This is a genomic window from Polynucleobacter sp. 35-46-11, from assembly GCF_002281105.1.
Map to the genome: position 1 here is coordinate 1 of NZ_NCFJ01000349.1, position 2,719 is coordinate 2,719.

A 2,719-nucleotide genomic window follows, 5' to 3' on the forward strand; every position below is an offset into this window, starting at 1 on the left:
GCTATCACGCCAGCATTTAACACTAATCTCACTTTTCAGGCACCGCAAACACTTGCTTTGCTGCCACAGCTTTTCTATCAATCACCCAAGCCACTCGCTGTTTGGGTAACACCTCCCTCAGCAGCGCCTCCAGCAATCGCCTAACACTACATTCTTCCCATTTTTGGGTTTTGTAATTGACCACCCTGGTCATTGTTTTGGTGATGAAAATGAAATTAGTAAAAGTTACACCTATGGCCTTGGTGGCCTCTCTAATGTGTTCGGGCGCATATTCACAAGTTGGTCCTAGTATTGATTCGTTAACAGTAACAGGTATTCAGGAGGTGCCACTTACTCAAACTATTCTTACTGGTAAAGAGTTGAATCAGTCGCGTGTTAACACCCCCAATACTGCAGCGATGTTATTGAATATTCCTGGTGTGAGCATGTATACCGGTGGTGGTGTATCTGGCTTGCCAGCAATCCATGGTTTGGCGGATGATCGAGTTGCAGTAAGCGTGGATGGCATGCCACTCTTGTCATCCTGTCCAAATCATATGAACTCACCACTCTCATATATCAGCCCATCTAATGTGGGTAGTGTAAAAGTGATTACTGGCCTTTCGCCAGTAAGTGCTGGTGGTGATAGCTTAGGTGGGGTAGTTTCTGTTCAATCTTTGCCCCCAGTATTTGCCAATAAGGGTGAAACGCTACAGCAGGGTGAGGTGGGTGCTTCTTACAGTAGTAATGCGCAAGCCATAGCTGGCAACATCAACCTTACAGCGGCTGGTGACGAATTTAGCGCTACCTACACAGTAGATTCAGCAAAAGCAAATAACTACACTGCTGGCGGAAACTTTAAGCCTGCCGGCAATGGACTCAATGGAAACGTTGTTGGTGCATCAAGATATATTGCCACCAACCAACAGCTCAATTTAGCATGGCAAAAAGATAACCATTTGGTTGAATTTAAAACCAGCTATCAATTTATTCCATTTGAGGGCTATTCAAACCAGCGTATGGATATGACTAAAAATATCGGAACGCAATTTAATTTGAAGTACACCGGTCAATACGATTGGGGTAAGTTGGAGGCTCAGGCCTACAACCAAATGGTGAATCACCAAATGGATGACAACCAAGGGGCGAGAACAACCACTGCCACAAACTTGACGCCACAGACTGCTATGCCAATGCTGACTGCAAGTTCTACCAATGGAGTAGATGTCAAAGGAACTATCCCACTCTCAGAAACCCAGTTAGCTAGAGTTGGGGGCTTATTCCAAACTTACAAATTGAATGATTGGTGGCCTCCTGTAGCGGGCACCATGATGATGTCACCAAATACATTTCAGAATATTAATAATGGAACCAGGGATAGGCTAGGGGTTTTTGGTGAGCTAGAGCAACAGTGGGCAAAAGAGTGGATGGGTCTTGCTGGCGTACGCATTGAGCAGGTCGCCTCTAATGCCGGAAATGTTCAGGGCTATAGTACGAGCGCCATGATGTATGGGGCAGATGCAAATGCCTTTAATGCTAAGCAACACCAACAAACCGACTACAACTGGGATTTAACGGCTTTATCTAGGTATAAGCCTGATCAGAGTCAAAACTATGAGGCGGGGTATTCACGCAAAACGAGATCCCCCAATCTATACGAACGCTATACCTGGTCCTCCAATAGCATGGCTGCAATTATGAATAACTTCGTAGGTGACGGCAATGGTTATGTTGGTCAAGTAACGTTAGCGCCAGAGGTAGCCAACACGTTTAGCTTTGCAAGTGACTGGCATGATGTAAATAAAGAGCTATGGGGATTCAAGACGAACCCGTATTACACCTATGTAAGTAACTATATAGATGCTACATGTAATTCAAGCTGTACCGCTAATCAATTTAATGTCCTTAAGTACGTCAATCAAGATGCGCAACTTTATGGAATTGATTTATCTGGTTTTACAGCTCTCGGTAAGCATGCTCAGTTTGGAAAATTTCAGTTGAACGCACAAGGCTCGTATACGCGTGGTCAAAACGTAACGGCTGGAACCAATCTATATAACATCATGCCGCTCAATGGTACGGTTGGCTTAGTTCAGTTCTTGGGCGCTAATTGGACAAATACAATCCAGGGACAATTTGTTGCTGCTAAAACGAATTTGAACTCAGTTAGAAATGAGATTGCTACCGGTGGATATTCATTATTTAACCTGCGATCTTCATATGACGATAAAAAATATCTAGTGAATTTTGGCATCGAGAACTTGCTTAACAAGTTGTATGCTTTGCCACAAGGAGGTGCCTATTTAGGTCAAGGCCCAACAATGACCATGAACAATACCGGAGGATCTCCGTGGGGTACTGCAGTTGCAGGAATGGGTAGAACTTTCTACGTTTCAGCAAACATGAAGTTTTAATTGAAGCAAGGAAAAGGCAAGCGATGATCTCTAGAGCTTTAAGAATTTTGGCTATGCTGGCGACCATCACTATGCCTTTATCTGTTTTTGCTGCTAAAGAGTCTATTTATATTAATCTTGCTACCAATGATCCAGCCAAGGTTTTAATGGCTTTGGATGCTGGTCGGCAATATGCGGAAAAAGGTTATCCGATTGTTATTTACCTGAATGATAAAGCGGTGTCTCTTGGGCTTGCATCTAATGGTCATAAATCAAATGAAGAGCTGGCTCTGTTAAAGGCAATTGCTGGTGGCGCTAAGGTGATTATTTGCCCAAGTTGTTTAGAG

At 43.7% G+C, this 2,719-nt stretch carries 2 protein-coding genes; both read left to right on the forward strand.

What is annotated here, in order from left to right; translation table 11 throughout:
* Positions 1-209 precede the first annotated feature (209 nt).
* Positions 210-2,393 (forward strand): TonB-dependent receptor, encoded by a 2,184-nt coding sequence (locus B7Y67_RS14710; RefSeq protein ID WP_293599282.1) that lies wholly within the window; start codon positions 210-212, stop codon positions 2,391-2,393.
* Positions 2,394-2,416: 23 nt separating this feature from the next.
* A partial coding sequence (locus tag B7Y67_RS14715; RefSeq protein ID WP_293599283.1) for a hypothetical protein occupies positions 2,417-2,719 on the forward strand: 303 nt, incomplete at its 3' end.

Excerpts from the sequence above, each read along its gene's own strand:
- B7Y67_RS14710 (WP_293599282.1), top strand. The coding sequence starts at position 210 with ATGAAATTAGTAAAAGTTACACCTATGGCCTTGGTGGCCTCTCTAATG.